This window comes from Nocardioides pocheonensis, from assembly GCF_003725535.1.
In the GTDB taxonomy this organism is placed as follows: domain Bacteria; phylum Actinomycetota; class Actinomycetes; order Propionibacteriales; family Nocardioidaceae; genus Marmoricola; species Marmoricola pocheonensis.
Window position 1 is genome coordinate 360,301 of record NZ_RJSF01000019.1, and the last position, 20,501, is coordinate 380,801.

The 20,501-nt window shown below is 70.3% G+C and carries 17 protein-coding genes and 1 tRNA gene; 15 read left to right on the top strand and 3 right to left on the bottom strand.

Going from position 1 to position 20,501, the window contains the following annotated elements; all coding sequences use genetic code 11:
* Positions 1-142: 142 nt before the first annotated feature.
* The 8 genes from trpC (at position 143) to pyk (ending at position 12,360) form a co-directional block, all read left to right on the top strand.
* Positions 143-931, top strand: a complete 789-nt coding sequence (trpC, locus tag EFL26_RS07575) for an indole-3-glycerol phosphate synthase TrpC (RefSeq protein WP_123222260.1) — start codon at positions 143-145, stop codon at positions 929-931.
* Positions 928-2,145, top strand: coding sequence for a tryptophan synthase subunit beta (gene trpB / locus EFL26_RS07580; RefSeq protein WP_123222261.1), 1,218 nt, complete (start codon positions 928-930; stop codon positions 2,143-2,145). The genes trpC and trpB overlap by 4 nt, the downstream gene beginning before the upstream one ends.
* Positions 2,142-2,954 (top strand): tryptophan synthase subunit alpha, encoded by an 813-nt coding sequence (trpA, locus tag EFL26_RS07585; RefSeq protein WP_123222262.1) that lies wholly within the window; start codon positions 2,142-2,144, stop codon positions 2,952-2,954. The genes trpB and trpA overlap by 4 nt, the downstream gene beginning before the upstream one ends.
* The gene (locus EFL26_RS07590; RefSeq protein WP_246000070.1) at positions 2,947-3,585 is read left to right on the top strand and encodes an SCO family protein; all 639 of its coding nucleotides are present in this window, start codon (positions 2,947-2,949) and stop codon (positions 3,583-3,585) included. Before trpA ends, EFL26_RS07590 begins: the two co-directional genes overlap by 8 nt.
* Positions 3,586-3,599: 14 nt before the next feature.
* Positions 3,600-4,571, top strand: coding sequence for a prolipoprotein diacylglyceryl transferase (lgt, locus tag EFL26_RS07595; RefSeq protein WP_246000071.1), 972 nt, complete (start codon positions 3,600-3,602; stop codon positions 4,569-4,571).
* 164 nt (positions 4,572-4,735) lie between these two features.
* On the top strand, positions 4,736-9,280 hold the full coding sequence (gene gltB / locus EFL26_RS07600; protein ID WP_246000072.1) for a glutamate synthase large subunit: 4,545 nt from the start codon (positions 4,736-4,738) through the stop codon (positions 9,278-9,280).
* A gap of 65 nt (positions 9,281-9,345) precedes the next feature.
* On the top strand, positions 9,346-10,803 hold the full coding sequence (locus EFL26_RS07605) for a glutamate synthase subunit beta (protein WP_123222265.1): 1,458 nt from the start codon (positions 9,346-9,348) through the stop codon (positions 10,801-10,803).
* Between the two features lie 108 nt (positions 10,804-10,911).
* Positions 10,912-12,360 (top strand): pyruvate kinase, encoded by a 1,449-nt coding sequence (gene pyk / locus EFL26_RS07610; RefSeq protein WP_123222266.1) that lies wholly within the window; start codon positions 10,912-10,914, stop codon positions 12,358-12,360.
* A gap of 373 nt (positions 12,361-12,733) precedes the next feature.
* Here the strand turns inward: pyk and EFL26_RS07615 are convergent, their stop codons facing one another.
* Positions 12,734-13,315 carry a P-loop NTPase family protein gene (locus EFL26_RS07615; protein ID WP_123222450.1) on the bottom strand — a complete coding sequence of 194 codons (582 nt, stop codon included), beginning with the start codon at positions 13,313-13,315 and terminating at the stop codon, positions 12,734-12,736.
* An 88-nt stretch (positions 13,316-13,403) separates the two neighbouring features.
* A tRNA-Leu gene (locus tag EFL26_RS07620) sits at positions 13,404-13,476 on the bottom strand.
* Between the two features lie 28 nt (positions 13,477-13,504).
* Between EFL26_RS07620 and EFL26_RS07625 the strand changes: the two genes are divergently transcribed.
* The 7 genes from EFL26_RS07625 (at position 13,505) to EFL26_RS07655 (ending at position 20,034) form a co-directional block, all read left to right on the top strand.
* Positions 13,505-14,143: an ANTAR domain-containing response regulator gene (locus EFL26_RS07625; RefSeq protein WP_425464104.1), complete on the top strand. Its 639-nt coding sequence runs from the start codon at positions 13,505-13,507 to the stop codon at positions 14,141-14,143.
* Between the two features lie 224 nt (positions 14,144-14,367).
* Positions 14,368-15,507: a branched-chain amino acid ABC transporter substrate-binding protein gene (locus EFL26_RS07630; protein WP_123222268.1), complete on the top strand. Its 1,140-nt coding sequence runs from the start codon at positions 14,368-14,370 to the stop codon at positions 15,505-15,507.
* Positions 15,508-15,591: 84 nt separating this feature from the next.
* Complete coding sequence (locus tag EFL26_RS07635; protein WP_123222269.1) at positions 15,592-16,608, top strand: branched-chain amino acid ABC transporter permease; 1,017 nt, start codon at positions 15,592-15,594, stop codon at positions 16,606-16,608.
* Positions 16,605-17,819: a branched-chain amino acid ABC transporter permease gene (locus EFL26_RS07640; RefSeq protein ID WP_123222270.1), complete on the top strand. Its 1,215-nt coding sequence runs from the start codon at positions 16,605-16,607 to the stop codon at positions 17,817-17,819. The genes EFL26_RS07635 and EFL26_RS07640 overlap by 4 nt, the downstream gene beginning before the upstream one ends.
* Positions 17,812-18,621: an ABC transporter ATP-binding protein gene (locus EFL26_RS07645; RefSeq protein WP_123222271.1), complete on the top strand. Its 810-nt coding sequence runs from the start codon at positions 17,812-17,814 to the stop codon at positions 18,619-18,621. The genes EFL26_RS07640 and EFL26_RS07645 overlap by 8 nt, the downstream gene beginning before the upstream one ends.
* Entirely contained in the window at positions 18,611-19,330 is a 720-nt protein-coding gene (locus EFL26_RS07650; protein ID WP_123222272.1) for an ABC transporter ATP-binding protein, read from the top strand. The genes EFL26_RS07645 and EFL26_RS07650 overlap by 11 nt, the downstream gene beginning before the upstream one ends.
* 110 nt (positions 19,331-19,440) lie before the next feature.
* Positions 19,441-20,034 (top strand): GNAT family N-acetyltransferase, encoded by a 594-nt coding sequence (locus EFL26_RS07655; protein WP_123222273.1) that lies wholly within the window; start codon positions 19,441-19,443, stop codon positions 20,032-20,034.
* Between the two features lie 18 nt (positions 20,035-20,052).
* On the opposite strand, the gene EFL26_RS07660 is transcribed toward EFL26_RS07655, so the two are convergent.
* Positions 20,053-20,481: a PaaI family thioesterase gene (locus EFL26_RS07660; protein ID WP_221176868.1), complete on the bottom strand. Its 429-nt coding sequence runs from the start codon at positions 20,479-20,481 to the stop codon at positions 20,053-20,055.
* Between the last annotated feature and the right edge of the window lie 20 nt (positions 20,482-20,501).

Sequence of the window (20,501 nt, forward strand, 5' to 3'; positions counted from 1 at the left end):
GCGGAACCGGCCGCCGCAGGCAACAGCCGCCGCCGGCGAAGGCCACTCGTCGGACCACGACCGCACCCGAGTTGGGGCGCGTGAGAACCTAGGAGCGGCCCCCGGCCGACCCCCCGACCGCCCGATCCAGTGAGGCTGCTCCATGTCTGTGCTCGACGACATCGTCGCCGGTGTGCGCGAGGACCTCGCCGGTCGCGAGGCCGTCGTACCGGAGGCGCGGGTGCGCGAGCTGGCTGCCGCCGCGCCGCCGGCGCTGGACCCGATGCCCGCCTTCCGTGCGCCGGGGCTCAGCGTGATCGCGGAGGTCAAGCGGCGCTCGCCGAGCAAGGGTGAGCTCGCCGACATCCCCGACCCGGCCGCGCTGGCCCGGGCGTACGCCGAGGGCGGTGCCGACGCGATCTCCGTACTCACCGAGGAGCGCCGGTTCAACGGCAGCCTGGAAGACCTGCGCGCGGTGCGGGCAGCCGTCCCGACGCCGCTGCTGCGCAAGGACTTCATCGTCACCAGCTACCAGCTCCACGAGGCCCGCGCGGCCGGCGCCGACCTGGTGCTCCTGATCGTCGCCGCGCTCGACGACCCGACGCTGGCCCGCCTGCACGCGGAGGCGCGCGCGCTCGGGATGACCGTGCTGGTCGAGGTGCACGACGAGGCCGAGATCGCGCGGGCGCTCGCGGTCGGCGCCGAGCTCGTGGGTGTGAACGCCCGCAACCTCAAGACGCTCGAGGTCGACCCGGACACCTTCGGCCGGTTGGTCGGCCTGCTGCCCGACGACGTCGTGAAGGTGGCCGAGTCGGGCGTGTCCGGGCCGGTCGACGCGGCTCGCTACGCCGCCGAGGGCGCCGACGTGGTGCTGGTCGGCGAGGCACTGGTCAAGGACGGCGACCCCGCTGCGGCGGTCGCCACGATGCGCACGGCGGGAGCGACCGCATGAGCGGCACCACGATCGAGGGCAGCTACGGGGAGTTCGGCGGGCGGTTCATGCCGGAGGCCCTGATCGCCGAGCTGGACCGGCTCACCGCCGTCTGGCACGAGGCGATGGCCGACGCGGACTTCATCGGGGAGTTCGACCGCATGCTCCGCGAGTACGCCGGCGTGCCGAGCCTGCTCTACGACGCGACGCGGCTCTCCGAGGTCGCCGGTGCGCGCATCCTGCTCAAGCGCGAGGATCTCAACCACACCGGCGCGCACAAGATCCGCAACGTGCTCGGGCAGGCCCTGCTCGCGAAGCGCATGGGCAAGACCAGGATGATCGCGGAGACCGGGGCCGGCCAGCACGGTGTCGCGACGGCCACGGCCGCGGCGTACCTCGGTCTGGACTGCGTGGTCTACATGGGCGAGCTGGACACGAAGCGCCAGGCCCTCAACGTCGCACGGATGCGGCTGCTCGGCGCCGAGGTCCGCGCGGTCGCCTCCGGGAGCCGCACGCTGAAGGACGCGATCAACGAGGCGATCCGCGACTGGGTCGCCAGCGTCGAGCACACGGCGTACTGCTTCGGCACGGCCGCCGGCCCGCACCCGTTCCCGGCGATGGTCCGCGACTTCTGCCGGGGCATCGGTGACGAGGCCCGTGCGCAGTGCCTCGAGCGCACCGGCACCCTGCCCGACGTCGTCACCGCGTGCGTCGGCGGCGGCTCCAACGCGATCGGGCTCTTCACCGCCTTCCTCGACGACGCCGACGTGCGCATCGTCGGGTTCGAGGCGGGCGGCGAGGGCGTCGACACCCCCCGCCACGCCGCCACCATCACCGCCGGCGAGGTCGGTGTCCTCCACGGCGCCCGGACCTACGTCCTTCAGGACGCGGACGGCCAGACCATCGAGTCCCACTCGATCTCGGCGGGCCTCGACTACCCGGGCGTCGGGCCCGAGCACGCGCATCTCGCCAAGACGGGCCGGGCCGAGTACCGGCCGATCACCGACACCGAGGCCATGGATGCCCTGGCCCTGCTCGCCCGCACCGAGGGCATCATCTGCGCGATCGAGTCCGCCCATGCGGTCGCGGGCGCACTCAAGCTCGCCAAGGAGGCGCCGGGGTCGACGATCCTGGTGAACCTCTCCGGCCGCGGCGACAAGGACATGGAGACGACCACCACCTGGTTCGGCCTCGGCGACCCTGCCGAGACGATCTCGTCGGAGGCGGCGCGATGAGCACCGCGAAGGCGTTCGCCGCCACCCGGGCGGAGGGCCGCGCCGCGCTCGTCGGCTACCTGCCCGCAGGGTTCCCGACGGTCGAGGGGTCGATCGAGGCGCTGAAGGCGATGGTCGACGCCGGCTGCGACATCATCGAGGTCGGCCTGCCCTACAGCGACCCCGTGATGGACGGCCCCACGATCCAGGCGGCAGCGCACCAGGCGCTGGAGGGCGGCGTCCACACCACCGACGTGCTCCGCACGGTCGAGGCCGTCGCGGCGACCGGCACCCCGACCGTGGTGATGACCTACTGGAACCCGATCGAGCGGTACGGCGTGGACCGGTTCGCCGCCGACCTCGCCAGCGCCGGGGGAGCGGGCCTGATCACGCCCGACTTGACGCCCGACTCGGGTCCCGAGTGGATCGCGGCCGCCGACGCCCGCGACCTCGACAAGATCTTCCTGATCGCGCCGTCGTCGACCGACGAGCGGCTCGCGATGACCACGGCCGCCTGCCGCGGCTTCGTCTACGCGACGGCGGTCATGGGCGTCACCGGCGCCCGCGCCAGCACCAGCGAGCTGGCCGGTCCACTCGTGGCTCGCGCTCGCCGCACGCTCGAGGAGCAGGGCTCCGACCTGGCGATCGGCGTCGGACTCGGGGTCTCGAACGGCCAGCAGGCCGCCGAGGTGGCGTCGTACGCCGACGCGGTGATCGTGGGCTCCGCCTTCGTGCGCACGCTGCTGGACGCGCAGGGCGACCGGGCCGTCGGGCTCGCGGCTCTGCGTGCCCTCACCGAGGACCTGGCCGGCGGGGTCCGGCGTGCGTGAACGCCGCCTGCGGCGCCTGGTCGCGGTCGTCCTCGCCGTCGCGGTCCTGGCCCTGTCCGGGTGCGGCAGCGACCGTCAACCGAACGCGGTCGCGGGTCTCACCGGCTCGGACAACCACGGCTTCCACGGCACCTACCTGGACACGCCGTACCTCGTCCCCGACCTGACCCTCACCGACACCGCAGGTGCGCCGTACTCCCTGGCCGCCGCCCCTGCGCCGCTGAAGATCGTCTTCTTCGGCTACACCAAGTGCCCCGACATCTGCCAGGTGGTGATGAGCACCATCGCCAGCGCGGTGAGCCGGCTGAAGGCCGACCAGCGCGACCGGGTGCAGGTCGTCTTCGTGACCACCGACCCGGGCCGCGACACGCGTCCGGTCCTGCGGACCTACCTCGACCGGCTCGACCCCGCCTTCGTCGGCCTCACCGGGGAGCTCCCGAGGATCATCGACCTCGCCAAGCCCCTCAAGGTGTTCATCGAGAAGGGCGCCCGGTTGCCCAGCGGCGGCTACGACGTGACGCACACGACCGAGGTGTTCGGCGTCGCCGGCAACCAGGCCCGGCTCGCCTGGGGTCAGGACACCTCGCCGTCCGCGATGGCGGCTGACATCATCAAGCTGCTCCGTTCCTGACCTAGGAGAGTCCCGTGACCGCCCTGCTGCTGCTCCCGCTCTCGCTCCCGAGCCCGAGCCAAGGCGTCTGGCACCTCGGTGCGGTGCCGATCCGCGCCTACGCCCTCTGCATCATCACCGGCGTGGTGGCCGCCGTCTGGCTGGGCGAGCGGCGTTGGGCCGCACGCGGCGGTCGTCAGGGCGAGATCGGCGACGTGGCGCTGTGGGCGGTGCCGTTCGGGCTGGTCGGAGCCCGGGCCTACCACGTGGCCACCGACCACGACCTCTACTTCGGCGCCGGGAAGAACGCGTGGGCAGCGCTCGAGGTCTGGCACGGCGGGCTCGGCATCTGGGGCGGCATCGCCGGCGGCGCGTTCGGCGCCTGGCTGGCCTGCCGCCGGATGGGCATCCGGCTCCCTGCCCTCGCCGACGCCCTCGCCCCGACGCTGCTCCTGGCCCAGTCGATCGGGCGGTGGGGCAACTACTTCAACCAGGAGCTGTTCGGACGCCCGACGAGCAAGCCGTGGGGTCTGGAGATCGACCTGGCGCACCGGCCGACGGGGTACGAGAAGTACCCGACCTTCCACCCCACCTTCCTCTACGAGAGCCTCTGGGACCTCGGCGGGATGGCGGTCGTGCTCTGGCTCGACCGGCGCCTGCGCCTGGGCTTCGGGCGCTGCTTCGCCCTCTACGTGATGGTCTACTGCGCCGGCCGTGGGTGGATCGAGTCGCTGCGGATCGACACGATCGAGCTCAACGACGTGGCCGGACTCCGCTGGGGCGTGTGGATGTCGATCATCCTGTTCCTCCTGGCTCTCACCTACTTCGTGCTCGCCGGCCGCCGGCACCCGCGCCCGGACAGCCGCGAGCCGAGCGTGTACGCCGACGGCCGCGGGCCCGCCGACGGGCCCTCCGCCGAGCCGGTCCCGGAGTCGGCGCACGAGTCGGACCAGGGCGCTGACGACGGGGCGTCGACGGGTTCTCCCGCTCAGCCTTCCACATCCTGAGACGTCCGTCCCATCTAATGGGCGCGACCTCGGCCGTCCGCCTGATGTAGGCTGTTCTCTCCGCATGGGCCAGCGAAGTCCTGTGCAGCATGCTTCCACCGCCGCACCGATCCGGTCCCATCGAGGGTCCGGCTGAACGTGCGCTGAGACGACGACGGGAGAGTGTGTTGCAGGCATTCCCGCCGCCCCAAGGGCTGTACGACGGCGACCACGAGCACGACGCGTGTGGCGTGGCCTTCGTGGCGACCCTGACCGGCGTACCGAGCCACGAGATCGTGTCGCAGGCACTGACCGCCCTGCGCAACCTCGAGCACCGCGGCGCCGCGGGCGCCGAGCCGAACTCCGGCGACGGCGCCGGCATCCTCATGCAGGTGCCGGACCGGTTCTTCCGCGAGGTCACCGCCGAGCTCGGCTTCGAGCTCCCGCCGCAGCACGCGTACGCCGTGGGCACCGCGTTCATCCCCGGCGACGCCGGCCAGGTCGAGAAGACCCGCCACCGGATCGAGGAGATCGCCGCCGAGGAGGGCCTGTCGGTCCTCGGCTGGCGCGAGGTCCCCACCGACCCGTCGTCGCTCGGCAAGACCGCCCTCGCGACGATGCCGAGCTTCCTGCAGCTGTTCGTCGCGGCCAAGGGCAGCCGGCTGCTCGGCATGGGCCTCGAGCGGCTCGCCTTCTGCCTGCGCAAGCGCAGCGAGCACGAGACCGACGCGTACTTCCCGTCGCTCTCCAGCCGCACCATCGCCTACAAGGGCATGCTCACCACCGAGCAGCTCGACCACGTGTTCCCCGACCTGGTCGACGAGCGCGTCGAGACCGCCGTCGCCGTGGTGCACTCGCGGTTCTCCACGAACACCTTCCCGAGCTGGCCGCTCAGCCACCCGTACCGCTTCATCGCCCACAACGGCGAGATCAACACCGTGATGGGCAACCGGAACTGGATGCGTGCGCGCGAGGCGCTGCTCTCCAGCGAGCTGATCCCCGGCGACCTCGAGCGGCTGTTCCCGATCTGCACGCCGGGCGCGAGCGACTCGGCGTCCTTTGACGAGGTGCTCGAGCTGCTCCACATGGGTGGGCGCAGCCTGCCTCACGCCGTGCTGATGATGATCCCCGAGGCGTGGGAGAACCACACCGAGATGGACGCCAAGCGCAAGGCGTTCTACGAGTTCCACTCCGCGCTGATGGAGCCGTGGGACGGCCCGGCGTGCGTCGTGTTCACCGACGGCACCCAGGTCGGCGCGGTCCTCGACCGCAACGGCCTGCGGCCCAGCCGGTACTGGGTCACCGACGACGGCCTCGTGGTCCTGGCCAGCGAGGTCGGTGTCCTCGACCTCGACCCGGCGAAGGTGGTCCGCAAGGGTCGCCTGCAGCCCGGCCGGATGTTCCTCGTCGACATCGAGGAGCACCGGATCATCGAGGACGAGGAGATCAAGTCCGCCCTCGCCGCCGAGCACCCGTACGACGAGTGGCTGCACGCCGGCCTCATCAAGCTCGGCGACATCGCCGAGCGCGAGCACGTGATCCACAGCCACGCCTCGGTCACCCGCCGCCAGCAGATCTTCGGCTACACCGAGGAGGAGCTGCGGATCCTGCTCACCCCGATGGCCAACACCGGTGCCGAGCCGATCGGCTCGATGGGCACCGACACCCCGGTGGCCGTGCTGTCCGAACGGCCCCGGCTGCTGTTCGACTACTTCGCGCAGCTGTTCGCCCAGGTCACCAACCCGCCGCTGGACGCGATCCGCGAGGAGCTCGTGACCAGCCTGAACGGCACCATCGGTCCCGAGGCGAACCTGCTCGAGCCGACGCCGGCGTCGTGCCGCCAGGTGGTGCTGCCGTTCCCGGTGATCACCAACGACGAGCTGGTGAAGATCCGGCACATCAACCGCGACGGCGACATGCCGGGCTTCATCACCCACGTGTCCCGCGGCCTTTACGAGGTCGCCGGTGGCGGCGCGGCGCTGGCCACCCGCCTGGACGAGATCTGCGCCGAGGTGTCGGCCGCGATCGCGCAGGGCGCGCGGATCATCGTGCTCTCCGACCGCCACTCCGACGCGACCAACGCCCCGATCCCGTCGTTGCTGATGACGGCCGCGGTGCACCACCACCTGGTGCGCGAGAAGACCCGCACGCAGGTCGGCCTGATCGTCGAGGCCGGCGATGTGCGCGAGGTGCACCACGTCGCCACGCTGATCGGGTACGGCGCGGCCGCGGTCAACCCCTACCTGGCGATGGAGACCGTCGAGGACCTCGCCCGGGACGGCTTCTACGTGAAGACCGAGCCCGAGGTCGCGGTGAAGAACCTCGTGAAGTCGCTCGGCAAGGGCGTGCTGAAGGTGATGTCCAAGATGGGTGTCTCCACGGTCGCCTCCTACACCGGTGCGCAGATCTTCGAGGCGCTCGGCCTCTCCGAGGAGCTGGTCGGCAAGTACTTCACCGGCACCACCTCCAAGCTCGGCGGTATCGGTCTGGACACGATCGCGGAGGAGGTCGCCCGGCGGCACCACGCGGCGTACCCGGTCGACGGGATCGCGCCGGCCCACCGCGACCTCGCGATCGGCGGGGAGTACCAGTGGCGCCGCGAGGGCGAGCTGCACCTCTTCAACCCCGACACCGTCTTCCGGCTGCAGCACTCCACGCGCAGCGGTCGCTACGACGTGTTCAAGCAGTACACCCAGCTCGTCGACGAGCAGGCGGAGCGGCTGATGACGCTGCGCGGCCTCTTCCGGTTCAAGGACGCCGGGCAGACCGGTCGCGAGCCGATCAGCATCGACGAGGTCGAGCCGGTCTCCGCGATCGTCAAGCGCTTCTCGACCGGCGCGATGTCGTACGGCTCCATCTCCAAGGAGGCGCACGAGACCCTCGCGATCGCGATGAACCGCCTCGGCGCGAAGTCGAACACCGGCGAGGGCGGCGAGGACGCCGACCGGCTCTACGACCCGGAGCGGCGCTCGTCGATCAAGCAGGTGGCGTCCGGTCGCTTCGGCGTCACCGCGGAGTACCTCACCAACTCCGACGACATCCAGATCAAGATGGCGCAGGGCGCGAAGCCAGGTGAGGGTGGCCAGCTGCCCGGCAACAAGGTCTACCCGTGGGTGGCCAAGACCCGGCACAGCACGCCCGGCGTGGGCCTGATCTCCCCGCCGCCGCACCACGACATCTACTCGATCGAGGACCTCGCGCAGCTGATCCACGACCTCAAGAACGCCAACCCGCAGGCGCGGGTGCACGTGAAGCTGGTCGCAGAGGTCGGCGTCGGCACGGTCGCCGCGGGCGTCTCCAAGGCGCACGCCGACGTCGTGCTGATCTCCGGCCACGACGGCGGCACGGGCGCCTCGCCGCTCACGTCCCTCAAGCACGCGGGTGGTCCGTGGGAGCTCGGCCTCGCCGAGACCCAGCAGACCCTGCTGCTCAACGGGCTGCGCGACCGCATCGTCGTGCAGACCGACGGCCAGCTGAAGACCGGCCGCGACGTCGTGATCGCGGCGCTCCTCGGGGCCGAGGAGTACGGCTTCGCCACCGCGCCGCTGGTGGTGTCGGGCTGCGTGATGATGCGCGTCTGCCACCTCGACACCTGCCCGGTGGGCGTGGCCACCCAGAACCCCGTCCTGCGGGAGCGGTTCTCGGGCAAGCCGGAGTTCGTCGTGAACTTCTTCGAGTTCATCGCCCAGGAGGTGCGCGAGCACCTCGCCGAGCTCGGCTTCCGGTCGCTGGACGAGGCGATCGGCCACGCCGAGGTGCTGGACGCCGAGCGCGCCGTCGACCACTGGAAGGCGGTCGGCCTGGACATCGCGCCGATCTTCCACGTGCCCGACCTGCCGGAGGGTGCCGCGCTGCACAACACCACCGGCCAGGACCACGGGCTCGACAAAGCGCTGGACAAGGAGCTCATCGAGCTCTGCGCCCCGGCCCTCGAGAAGGGCGAGCCGGTGCGGGCCCAGCTCCCGATCCGCAACGTCAACCGCACGGTCGGCACGATGCTCGGCCACGAGGTGACCAAGCGCCACCGTGCCGAGGGGCTGCCCGAGGGCACCATCGACCTCACCCTGGTGGGTTCGGCCGGTCAGTCGTTCGGCGCCTTCCTCCCGCCGGGCATCACCCTGCGGCTCGAGGGCGACGCCAACGACTACGTCGGCAAGGGTCTCTCCGGCGGCCGGATCGTGGTCCGCCCGGACCGCTCGGCGACGTTCGCGGCGGAGGAGCAGATCATCGCGGGCAACACGATCGCGTACGGCGCGACGTCCGGCGAGGTGTTCCTGCGCGGCCAGGCCGGGGAGCGGTTCTGCGTGCGCAACTCGGGCGTGACCGCGGTGGTCGAGGGCGTGGGCGACCACGGCTGCGAGTACATGACCGGGGGCACCGTCGTGGTGCTCGGTCCGACCGGGCGCAACTTCGCGGCCGGCATGAGCGGGGGTGTGGCCTACGTGCTCGACCTGGTCGAGGGCCGCGTCAACCCCGAGCTCGTGGAGCTCGCGAAGGTCGAGGGCAAGGCGGCCGAGGAGCTCGAGCAGCTCGTCCGCAAGCACCTCGAGGAGACCGAGTCGCCGGTGGCCGAGGCGCTGCTCGCTGACTGGCCGGCGGCGCTGGCCCGGTTCACCGAGGTGATGCCGAGCGACTACAAGCGGGTGCTGCAGGCGCGCGAGGAGGCCTTCGAGGAGGGCCTCGACGAGGACGAGACGGCCGCGCGGATCATGGAGGTACTCCATGGCTGAGCTTGCGAAGGCCATGGAAATCGGCACAGCATGGCGCCATGCCGCGCCGACGGAGGAGGCGCGTCATGGCTGACCCCAAGGGTTTCATGAAGCACGGCCGCGAGGTCGCCGAGCGGCGCCCCGTCGACGAGCGCGTCGGGGACTGGAACGAGGTCTACCCCGGTGGACCGGGTCGGGCCCTGCTGCCGATCATCCGCACCCAGGCAGGCCGCTGCATGGACTGCGGCATCCCGTTCTGCCACCAGGGCTGCCCGCTGGGCAACATCATCCCGGAGTGGAACGACCTGGTCTGGCGCGACGACTGGGACGCCGCGATCGAGCGGCTGCACGCCACGAACAACTTCCCGGAGTTCACCGGCCGGCTGTGCCCGGCGCCCTGCGAGACCGCGTGCGTGCTCGGCATCAACCAGCCCGCCGTCACGATCAAGAACGTCGAGGTCTCGATCATCGAGCGTGCCTGGGAGTCGCACAACGTGCGGCCGCAGCCGCCCGAGTGGCTCTCCGGCAAGACCGTCGCAGTCATCGGATCGGGTCCGGCCGGACTGGCCGCCGCCCAGCAGCTGACCCGGGCCGGGCACACCGTGGCGGTCTACGAGCGCGCCGACCGGATCGGTGGGCTGCTGCGCTACGGCATCCCCGAGTTCAAGATGGAGAAGAGCGTCCTGGACCGCCGGCTGGAGCAGATGCGAAGAGAAGGGACTGTGTTCAGGTCTGGCATCGACGTGGGTACAGACCCCGATGGCCGCTCCCTTCGGGAGCGGTACGACGCCGTGGTGCTCGCGATCGGCTCGACGGTCGCCCGCGACCTCACCGTCCCGGGTCGCGAGCTCGGCGGCATCCACCAGGCGATGGAGTACCTTCCGCAGTCCAACCGGGCCTCGCTCGGGGAGCCGGTCGAGGGCCAGATCCGTGCCGACGGCAAGAACGTCGTGATCATCGGCGGCGGTGACACCGGTGCCGACTGCCTCGGCACGGCGATCCGTCAGGGCGCGGCGTCCATCACCCAGCTGGAGATCATGCCGCGTCCCGGTGAGGACCGGCCGGCCGGCCAGCCGTGGCCGACGTACCCGATGACGTTCCGGGTCTCCTCGGCGCACGAGGAGGGGGGTGACCGGGTCTACTCGGTCTCCACCCAGGAGTTCCTCGCCGACGAGCAGGGCAACGTCCGGGCGCTCCGGGTGATCGAGGTCGACGCGAAGTTCCAGCCGATCGAGGGCACCGAGCACGAGATCCCGGCTGAGCTGGTGCTGCTGGCGATGGGCTTCGTGGGCCCCGAGCGCGAGGGTCTGGTCGAGCAGCTCGGTGTCGAGCTCGACGAGCGCGGCAACGTCGTGCGCGACCGCTCCTATGCGTCCTCGGTCGACGGCGTGTTCGTGGCCGGCGACGCCGGCCGGGGGCAGTCGCTGATCGTCTGGGCGATCGCCGAGGGCAGGGCCGCCGCCGCCGCGGTGGACACGTTCCTGACGGGTTCCACCACGCTGCCGGCGCCGATCCCGCCGACCGAGCGTCCACTCACCGTCTGAGGCGCACCCGCCGGTCAACGCTGCCGGTCGACGCGCCCGTCCACCGATCGGTCCAATACCCGCCGGTAATTGGATCGTTCAAGGCCACTCCCGGTAGGGTCGTTCATCGTGCGTAGAGCAAAGATCGTGTGCACGCTCGGGCCTGCGACATCGACCCCCGAGAGCATCCAGGCCCTGGTGGACGCGGGCATGGACGTCGCCCGCCTGAACCTCAGCCACGGCACCCACGCCGAGCACGAGGCGGTGTACAAGATGGTGCGCGCCGCCTCGGACGCCAGCGGCCACGGCGTGGGCATCTTCGCCGACCTGCAGGGTCCGAAGATCCGGCTCGGCTGGTTCGCCCAGGGCGGCGTCCGGCTCCAGCCCGGGCAGGCGTTCACGATCACGACCCGCGACATCTCCGGCAACAACGAGATCGCCCCGACGACGTACGACGGCCTGCCCGGCGACGTGCGCGAGGGCGACCAGATCCTCATCGACGACGGCAAGGTGCGCCTCCGGGTCACCGGCGTCGACGGACCCGACGTGCACACCCGGGTCGAGGTCGCCGGCCGGATCAGCGACCACAAGGGCATCAACCTCCCCGGTGTGCCGGTGAGTGTCCCGGCCATGTCCGAGAAGGACATCGAGGACCTCCGCTGGGCGCTGCACCTCACCGTCGACTTCGTCGCGCTCTCGTTCGTGCGCTCGGCCAAGGACGTCGAGGACGTGCGGCAGGTCATGCGCGAGGAGGGCGTGATGCTGCCGGTGATCGCCAAGATCGAGAAGCCCCAGGCGATCGACAACCTCGACGAGGTGGTCAAGGCGTTCGACGGCTTCATGGTGGCGCGCGGCGACCTCGGCGTGGAGTGCCCGCTCGAGGACGTGCCGTTCCTGCAGAAGCGCGTGGTCGAGAAGGCCCGCCGCAACGCCAAGCCGGTGATCGTGGCGACGCAGATGCTCGAGTCGATGATCAGCAACCCGGCGCCGACGCGCGCCGAGGCGTCCGACGTCGCCAACGCCGTCCTCGACGGTGCCGACGCGGTGATGCTGTCCGGCGAGACCAGCGTGGGGGAGTACCCCATCGAGACCGTGCGCACGATGGCGCGGATCATCCGCTCGACCGAGCACCACGAGCTGCACAGCATGGCTGCGATCGACTGGCAGCCGAAGACCCGCGGCGGCGTGATCGCCAAGGCGGCTGTCGAGGTCGCCGAGCGGATCGGCGCGAAGTACCTGGTCGCGTTCACCCAGAGTGGCGACTCCGCGCGCCGGCTGGCCCGCTACCGGGGCCCGATCCCGGTGCTGGCGTTCACCCCCGAGGCGCAGGTGCGCTCGCAGCTGGCCATGACGTGGGGTGTCGAGACCTTCAAGACCCAGTCGGTCGAGCACACCGACGAGATGGTGCGCCAGGTCGACGAGCAGCTCCTGGCCATCGGTCGGGTCAAGGAGGGCGACCTCGTCGTGATCATCGCCGGAAGCCCTCCGGGCATCCCCGGCTCGACGAACGCGCTGCGCATCCACCGCATGGGCGACGCGATCAACGAGGTGGCCCCGGCGTACCGCCGTTCCCGCTGACGGGACGGCACGCACCTACCGCCGGTCGTCCTCGCGCTCGCGTACGCCGCGCGCCTCGCGCAGGCCGAGGACCACACCCCGTCGCGACGACCCAGAGCAGGGGCGCAGCTCGTGGCGACCGGTCGGCACGATTATTTACTCAAGTTGCCTATTGCGGACCACGGCATTTGCCTGCCACGCTGCACGTCGGGTGAGCACCTCCGGAGCAGCTTCACGGTGAGCCTCTCCTCTTCGGCGCGACCTTCAACAGCAGCAGCCACTGGCAGGCGACGGGCCAGAGCGGCACCTGGCAGCGTTGCTGACGAATCGGGGGCGGGTGCCGGTGCGCGACGCGCGCACCGGCACCCGCCGGATCCCCGAGCCCTCGACGCGGTCAGCGACGTGGCCCTGGCCCCCCGCCGTTGCCGTCGATCCGCGCGAGCCAGCGCTCGACCTCGCGGGCGCCGCGCAGTCGCACGACGGTCAGGTCCGGTCGCTCGGCGAGCGCAACAGTCACCCTCTCCGCGGCCCGCGGGTACGACGTCCACGCCCACCGGACGATGTGCTCGCTGTCGGCGAGGATGCGGTGCAGCGGCCCTTCGACGTTGCCGTTCCACAGCACCTCGCGGCGCCACCGACGTCGAAGCGTGCGGCGCGTCACCCGCCACATCGACACCCGGCGGGGGAGATCGAGCCAGACCAGCAGGTCGCAACGCTCCAGGAGGAGCGGCCGCGCGTCGCCGTACTGCCACTCCGTGACCCAGCGGTCGCTCGCCGCCAGGGCCCGGACGTCGTCGAGGAACTCCGCCCGCGGTGTCCATCCCGGACCGTGGAAGAGACCGTCGAGCTCGGTGTGCGGCAGGTCGAGCCGTTCGGCGAGAGCCCTGGCCAGCGTCGTCTTCCCCGACCCCGCGCTGCCGTTGACCAGAACCCGCTGGGGCCGGACCGGGAGAGGGTCAGCGGGTCCGAGGAGCACCGGAGCATCGTGCCGCAGCCGCGAACCCGGGTCGAGTGCCGACGTGGTTGCCCGGAGGATCACTGGAGCACTCGACTCCGAGACTGGGTGCCCCGGGTGGGATTCGAACCCACACTGGATGGTGTTTGAGACCATTGTCTCTGCCGTTGGACTACCGGGGCGAGCGGCTGAAACCGTACCCGATCGGGCCTGTCGGGCCCGCACGCAGATAACCTGTCACGCGTGAACGAGAGCCCCGCCCCCGAGCCGACGCGCCGGCGCGTCGTGATCGCGGAGGACGAGGCCCTGATCCGGATGGACCTCGCCGAGATGCTCGCCGAGGAGGGGTACGACGTGCTCGCGGCCGTCGAGGACGGCGAGCAGGCGGTCGCGCGGACCGAGGAGCTCCGTCCGGACCTGGTCATCCTGGACGTGAAGATGCCCCGGCTCGACGGCATCGCCGCGGCGCAGCGGATCGCCTCGCAGCGGATCGCGCCGGTGGTGATGCTCACTGCGTTCAGCCAGCGCGACCTGGTCGAGAGCGCTCGGGACGCCGGAGCCATGGCCTACGTGGTCAAGCCGTTCGGCAAGTCCGACCTGTTGCCGGCCATCGAGATGGCGGTCAGCCGCTTCGCCGAGCTCCAGCAGCTCGAGGCCGAGGTCCTCGACCTGACCGAGCGACTCGAGACGCGCAAGGTGGTCGACCGGGCGAAGGGCGTGCTGCAGGAGAAGCTCGGCCTGAGCGAGCCGGACGCGTTCCGCTGGATCCAGAAGACCGCGATGGACCTGCGCCTCTCCATGCGTGAGGTCGCCGACGGTGTCGTCGAGCACGGTGTCGAGCCGCGCTAGGCCGAGCCGCGCTGCAGCGACCGACGGCGACCGCGCTAGACGGGCCGGAGCGTCGCCAATGCACCGAAGTTCCGCGATTGCGCCTATTGCGGTCACAACTTCGCAACAGTGAGAATCGAGCCCACCACCAGCGCCCCACGGCGATCCGCTGGTGCTAGCGTCCCGGGCACAACCCGTGATCGTGCCGAGCGTCGATCGCGATCCACCCCGAAAGCGGAGGAAAGATGATCCGTTCCAAGAAGTCCCTGCGTGGTTTCGCCGCGCTGGTGGGCGTCGCCGCGCTCACCCTGAGTGCTTGTGGTTCCTCGAACGACAACAACAAGACCTCGAGTGGCAGCAGCGGCAGCTCGAAGAGCTCCCTGTGCGGCAAGAACATCGCGTTCCTCGGAGCGCTGACCGGTGACGCCGGCGCCCTGGGCCAGAACATGGTCAACGGCATCAACCTGGCGCTGAAGGAGTACACCGGCAAGCACGCCGACTGCAAGATCGGCCTGAAGACGTTCGACTCGCAGGGCAGCGCCGACAAGGCCCCCGCCCTGGCCACCCAGATCATCAACGACGACTCGATCTTCGGCCTCGTCGGCCCCGGCTTCTCCGGTGAGTCGCTCGCGACCGGCAAGACCTTCTTCCAGGCGGGTCTCCCGTCGATCTCGCCGTCGGCGACCAACGTCACCATCACCCAGCAGGGCTGGACGACGTGGCACCGCGTGATCGGCAACGACGACGCCCAGGGCTCGTCCGACGCCAAGTACCTCACCACCACGGTCGGCGCCAAGAAGATCTACGTGATCGACGACGGCCAGGACTACAGCAAGGGCCTCGCCGGCAAGGTGAAGAGCGAGCTGGGCTCGGCCGCGATCGGCTCCGACCAGATCTCCAAGGGTCAGACCGACATGTCGGCCGTCGTGACCAAGGTCAAGGCCGCCGGTGCCGACGCTGTCTTCTACGGTGGCTACTACACCGAGGCTGGTCTGCTCGCGAAGCAGCTGCGTCAGGGCGGCTTCAAGGGCACGTTCATGTCCGGTGACGGCGCCGAGGACCCGAACTTCGTCAAGGTCGCCGGTGCGCAGGCCGCCAACGGTGCTCTGCTCTCCGCTCCCGCCGGCCCGGCTCCGTCGGGCTTCGCGGCGAGCGGTCTGTACGCCACCCAGGCGTACGACGCCACGAACATCTTCCTGGCGGCTCTGGACGCCGGGAAGACGAGCGCGAAGGACATCAACTCCTTCATCGGCAGCTACACCGGCACCGGTGCGAGCGGCCCGATCGCGTTCGACGACAAGGGCGACATCAAGCAGTCGACCATCTACGTCTACAAGGTGGCCAACGGCCAGCTCGACGTGAACAACCCCGAGGCGATCAAGTAACCGAGAACATCTGCAGCACTCAGTGAGGTTGCGGCCGGGAGGCGACTCCCGGCCGCAACCGATCACCCTGGTGAGAGGACTCTGTTGGACCTCGGCGCGCTCTTCGGCAACCTCAACAACTTCCTCGACTTCACGGTCGGGGGCCTGGTCTTCGGCGCGATCTACGCCCTGATCGCCCTCGGCTACACGATGGTGTACGGCGTTCTCCAGCTCATCAACTTCGCGCACTCCGAGGTCTTCATGTACGGCACCTTCGCCGTGGCGTGGACCTTCATCCTGCTGCACGGCACGGGTGACGCGTCCTGGAGCCTGGGCCGAGCGCTCCCCATACTCCTGGTCGCGCTGGTCGCGGCCATGCTGATGTCGGCGGCGATCGCCTTGCTGCTCGAACGCGTGGCCTACAGACCCTTGATCAACAAGAACGCACCGAAGCTGATCGCGCTGATCTCCGCGATCGGCGCCTCGTTCGCGCTCGCCGAGGCGATGGGTCTCCGCGACCGGTTCGCGTCGTGGGTCCACCTGGACCACAAGCTCGCGAACTACGTGGCGCCCGACAAGGCGCGCGACGTCTACTCGAACCCGGTCAGCATCCAGCCCCACGGCTTGTTCCACCTCGGCGGCTACGAGGTCACCGACGTCGACGTGGTCGTGATCGTGGCGGCGCTGGCGATGATGTTCGCCCTCGACATGTTCGTCCGGCGCACGAGGTTCGGCCGCGGCATCCGCGCGGTGGCGCAGGACCCCGAGTCCGCCGCCCTCATGGGCGTGAACTCCACCCGCGTCGTCCAGGTCACCTTCCTGGTGGGCGGTCTGATGGCCGGTGCGGCCGCGACGCTCTACATGATGAAGATCGGCTCGACCAGGCAGAACGCCGGCTTCATCCTCGGCGTGAAGGCGTTCACCGCCGCCGTCATGGGCGGCATCGGCAACCTGCGCGGGGCCTTGCTCGGCGGCCTCCTGCTGGGCGTGATGGAGAACTGGGGCTCGGCGGTGTTCGGGTCCGAGTGGAAGGACGTGGTGGCGTTCGTGCTCCTGGTCCTGATCCTCCTCGTCCGCCCGTCCGGCCTGCTCGGCGAGGCACTCGGAAAGGCCCGCGCATGAGCGCCGCGACCACCGAGAGGACCCCCGCGGTCGCGCTCAACCCGCTGCAGCGGCTCGGGCTGTGGTGGGACGGCGTCGTCGACCGCTACAACGCGCTGCCGAAGCTCTCCCGGCTCCTGCTGGTCATTCTGTTCGTGCTGTTCTGCTACGCGCTGCCGCTGCTCAGGCCGCCGATCATCACGACCAACGCGATCGACTTCGGCGGCGTGATGTTCAGCGTCGCGGCGTTCGCGCTCGTCGCGCTCGGCCTGAACATCGTGATCGGGTACGCCGGTCTGCTGGACCTCGGCTACGTCGGCTTCTACGCCGTCGGGGCCTACACCACCGGTGTGCTCACGACGTACCACTGGCACTGGCCGTTCTTCCTGGCGCTCCCGCTGGCGATCGCGGTCACGATGGTCACCGGAGTGATCCTGGGTGCTCCGACACTGCGCGTGCGCGGTGACTACCTGGCGATCGTCACGCTCGGCTTCGGTGAGATCATCCGGATCTGCGTCAACAACGTGCAGTGGCTGGGTGCGTCGGCGGGGATCAAGGACATTCCTCACCCGAACACCATCGGCAAGAAGCCGGTGCCCCCGTTCGACCCCGGAGGCATGTTCGCGATCCCGCACCTGAAGTGGAACGGCTGGGTGCCGTCGCTCGACAAGGTGCACGAGACCCACTTCCTCGTCTTCGGTGCCGTGGACGCGATCCCGTACTACTGGCTCCTGCTGACCGCGATGATCCTGGTGCTCCTCGGCGACCGGCTGGTCAAGGCCAGCCGCGTGGGGCGCGCCTGGGAGGCGACCCGCGAGGACGAGGACGCCGCCGAGCTGATGGGTGTGCCGACGTTCAAGTACAAGCTGATGGCGTTCGCCCTCGGCGCCGCCATCGGCGGCCTCTCCGGCTCGTTCTACGCCAGCAGCCAGGGCGGGTACATCAGCCCGGACAGCTTCCCGCTGCTGCTCTCGATGCTGTTCGTCGCGGCCGTCATCGTGGGCGGATCCGGCAACCGCTGGGGCGCGATGGCCGGAGGCACCCTGGTCGCCTACCTGCCCGAACGGTTCCGGGCCTTCGCCGACTACCGCCTCCTGGTGTTCGGCCTGGCCCTCACGGTCCTGGCGGTCTGGCGTCCCGAGGGGCTGCTGCCACCGAGACGCACGCGCCGGGCGAAGCTCGTCGAGGCACAGATCGACGAGCTCGAAGGGGAAGGAGTCGTCGATGAGTGAGACAGGTGCCCAGACCGGCGGGCCGCTCACCAAGGTCCTCGAGGTCGACGACGTCACGATCCGGTTCGGTGGTCTGACGGCTCTCGACTCGGTCAGCTTCGACATCCGGGAGGGCGAGATCCTCGGCCTGATCGGACCCAACGGCGCCGGCAAGACCACCTGCTTCAACGTGATGACGGGCGTCTACCAGGCCACGTCGGGGCAGGTCCTCTTCGACGGCAAGCCGCTCACCAAGCTGGCCCGGCACAAGATCACGCAGCTGGGCATCGCCCGCACGTTCCAGAACATCCGGCTCTTCCGGTCCATGACGGTCCTCGAGAACGTCATGGTCGGCGCGGACGCGCACAGCAAGGTGGGCTTCTGGGACGCGCTGCTCCGCACGCCGCGTCACCGGCACACCGAGTCCGAGTCGACGACACGGGCCAAGGAGCTGCTCAAGATCGTCGGCATCAGCGCACGCCACGACGAGCTCGCCGCGAACCTGTCGTACGGCGACCAGCGCCGGCTCGAGATCGCCCGCGCCATGGCCACCGGACCGAAGCTGCTGTGCCTCGACGAGCCCGCGGCGGGGTTCAACCCCGCCGAGAAGCTCAAGCTCATGGAGCTGATCCGCCGGGTCCGCGACGAGGGCTACACGGTCCTGCTGATCGAGCACGACATGCGCCTCGTCATGGGCGTCACCGACCGGATCGTCGTCCTCGAGTTCGGTCGCAAGATCGCCGAGGGCACTCCCGCGGAGATCCGGGACAACCCCGCGGTCATCGCGGCCTACCTGGGAGTGGACGAAGAAGATGCTTCTTGAGGTCGAGGGCCTGTGCGTGAACTACGGCCACATCGAGGCGATCCGCGACGTGACGTTCGGGGTCGAGGAGGGCACCGTCGCGACCCTGATCGGGGCCAACGGCGCGGGCAAGACCACCACGCTGAAGACCCTCTCCGGCCTGCGCAAGGTGCGGGCCGGGGCAGTCCGGTTCGACGGCAAGGACATCACCCACGCACCGCCGTACCAGCGGGTGCTCCTGGGGATCAGCCAGTCGCCCGAGGGCCGTGGGTGCTTCCCGGGCATGACCGTGCTCGAGAACCTCGACATGGGTGCCTTCCTGCGCAAGGACCGCAAGTCCGCGGCGTACCGGGCCGATCTCGACCGGGTCTTCGACCTGTTCCCGCGACTCAAGGAGCGCGAGCGGCAGGCGGCCGGGAGCATGTCCGGCGGTGAGCAGCAGATGCTCGCGATCGGCCGGGCCCTGATGGCCAAGCCGCGGCTGCTGCTCCTCGACGAGCCGTCGATGGGCCTGGCGCCCAAGCTGATCCAGCAGATCTTCACGATCATCGGGGAGATCAACCAGCAGGGCACGACCGTGCTGCTCGTCGAGCAGAACGCAGCCCAGGCGCTCAAGCGGGCCGACACGGCCCACATCCTCGAGACCGGTGAGATCGTGCGCTCCGGCAGCGGGAGAGAGCTGTCCGGTGACGACTCTGTCAAGGCCGCGTACCTCGGTGGGGACCTCTGACCCCACCTCACGCCTGAGTGCTAGCAGGGGGCTTACCCCGGCAGGCTACGGAAGCGTAGTGTGTCCGCTACTCACCAGTCGGACCACCACGGGGGTTGGAGGAGCCGTCTATGTCTCGCTGTGCGCTGGAGATCCGCGACGCACGTCCTGAGGACGTCGCCGGTCTGCTGCAGCTGTGGACCCACGCCGGGCGCAACGAGGCCACCCCCAGGCCGGTCGACGAGGCCACCCGGGCCCTGGCCCAGATCGCCGCGGATCCCGACGAGCGCCTGCTGGTGGGCCTGGTCGAGGGCGAGGTGGTCGCGGCCCTGCACCTGCGGCGTGCGCCGATGAGCCCGCTGCACACCGAGACCGCCGTGCACACCTCGTACCTGCTCGTGCTGCCCGAGCACCGCCGTCACGGCTACGCGCGGGCCCTGCTCGACACCGCTCTCTCGTGGGCGGAGGAGAAGGACGTCACGCACATCACCGCGATCACGAACAGCAACTCGCGCGACACCAACCGGTTCCTGGCCCGCCTCGGCCTGGGCACCGCGGCCACGGTCCGGATCGCAAGCACCGCCACGATGCGGCGCAAGCTCGCGCCGGAGGTGATCCGCAGCCAGGACGCCCGCCGCCAGCTCGGGCGGGTGCTCGCGCAGCGCAGGTCGCTCCAGCGACGTGCGGTCCAGGCCGAGACGGCCCAGGGCCAGGTCGCCGACTGACCGGCTCTCGGCGGCCGGTCAGGAGTACCGCTCGGCCGGCATGAGGGCGCAGGTGATCCGCGACGTGCAGATCCGACGACCCTGCTCGTCGGTGATCACGACCTCGTAGGCGGCTGAGCTGCGACCGAGGTGGATGGCGGTCGCCGTGCCCGTGACCGTGCCGCTCGTGGCGGCGCGGTGGTGCGTGGCGTTGATGTCCACGCCGACCGAGAGCCGGTCCGGCATCGCGTGCAGGGCCGATCCGATCGAGCCGAGGGTCTCGGCGAGCACGACGGACGCGCCGCCGTGCAGCAGCCCGTAGGGCTGGGTGTTGCCCTCGACCGGCATCGTGGCAACGACCCGCTCGGGCGAGATCTCGACGATCTCGATGCCCATCTTGTCGTTGAGGGCGCCCATGCCCTGGGGCATCCGGGAGATGAACTCGGCCACGTCGTACTGCTCGCTCATGCCCGCCATCCTCCCGGTGC

Coding starts and splice junctions, on each gene's coding strand:
- EFL26_RS07630 (WP_123222268.1), top strand. CDS start 14,368: ATGATCCGTTCCAAGAAGTCCCTGCGTGGTTTCGCCGCGCTGGTGGGC.
- EFL26_RS07645 (WP_123222271.1), top strand. CDS start 17,812: ATGAGTGAGACAGGTGCCCAGACCGGCGGGCCGCTCACCAAGGTCCTC.
- EFL26_RS07655 (WP_123222273.1), top strand. CDS start 19,441: ATGTCTCGCTGTGCGCTGGAGATCCGCGACGCACGTCCTGAGGACGTC.
- trpA (WP_123222262.1), top strand. CDS start 2,142: ATGAGCACCGCGAAGGCGTTCGCCGCCACCCGGGCGGAGGGCCGCGCC.
- EFL26_RS07650 (WP_123222272.1), top strand. CDS start 18,611: ATGCTTCTTGAGGTCGAGGGCCTGTGCGTGAACTACGGCCACATCGAG.
- EFL26_RS07605 (WP_123222265.1), top strand. CDS start 9,346: ATGGCTGACCCCAAGGGTTTCATGAAGCACGGCCGCGAGGTCGCCGAG.
- EFL26_RS07660 (WP_221176868.1), bottom strand. CDS start 20,481: ATGAGCGAGCAGTACGACGTGGCCGAGTTCATCTCCCGGATGCCCCAG.
- EFL26_RS07640 (WP_123222270.1), top strand. CDS start 16,605: ATGAGCGCCGCGACCACCGAGAGGACCCCCGCGGTCGCGCTCAACCCG.
- trpB (WP_123222261.1), top strand. CDS start 928: ATGAGCGGCACCACGATCGAGGGCAGCTACGGGGAGTTCGGCGGGCGG.
- trpC (WP_123222260.1), top strand. CDS start 143: ATGTCTGTGCTCGACGACATCGTCGCCGGTGTGCGCGAGGACCTCGCC.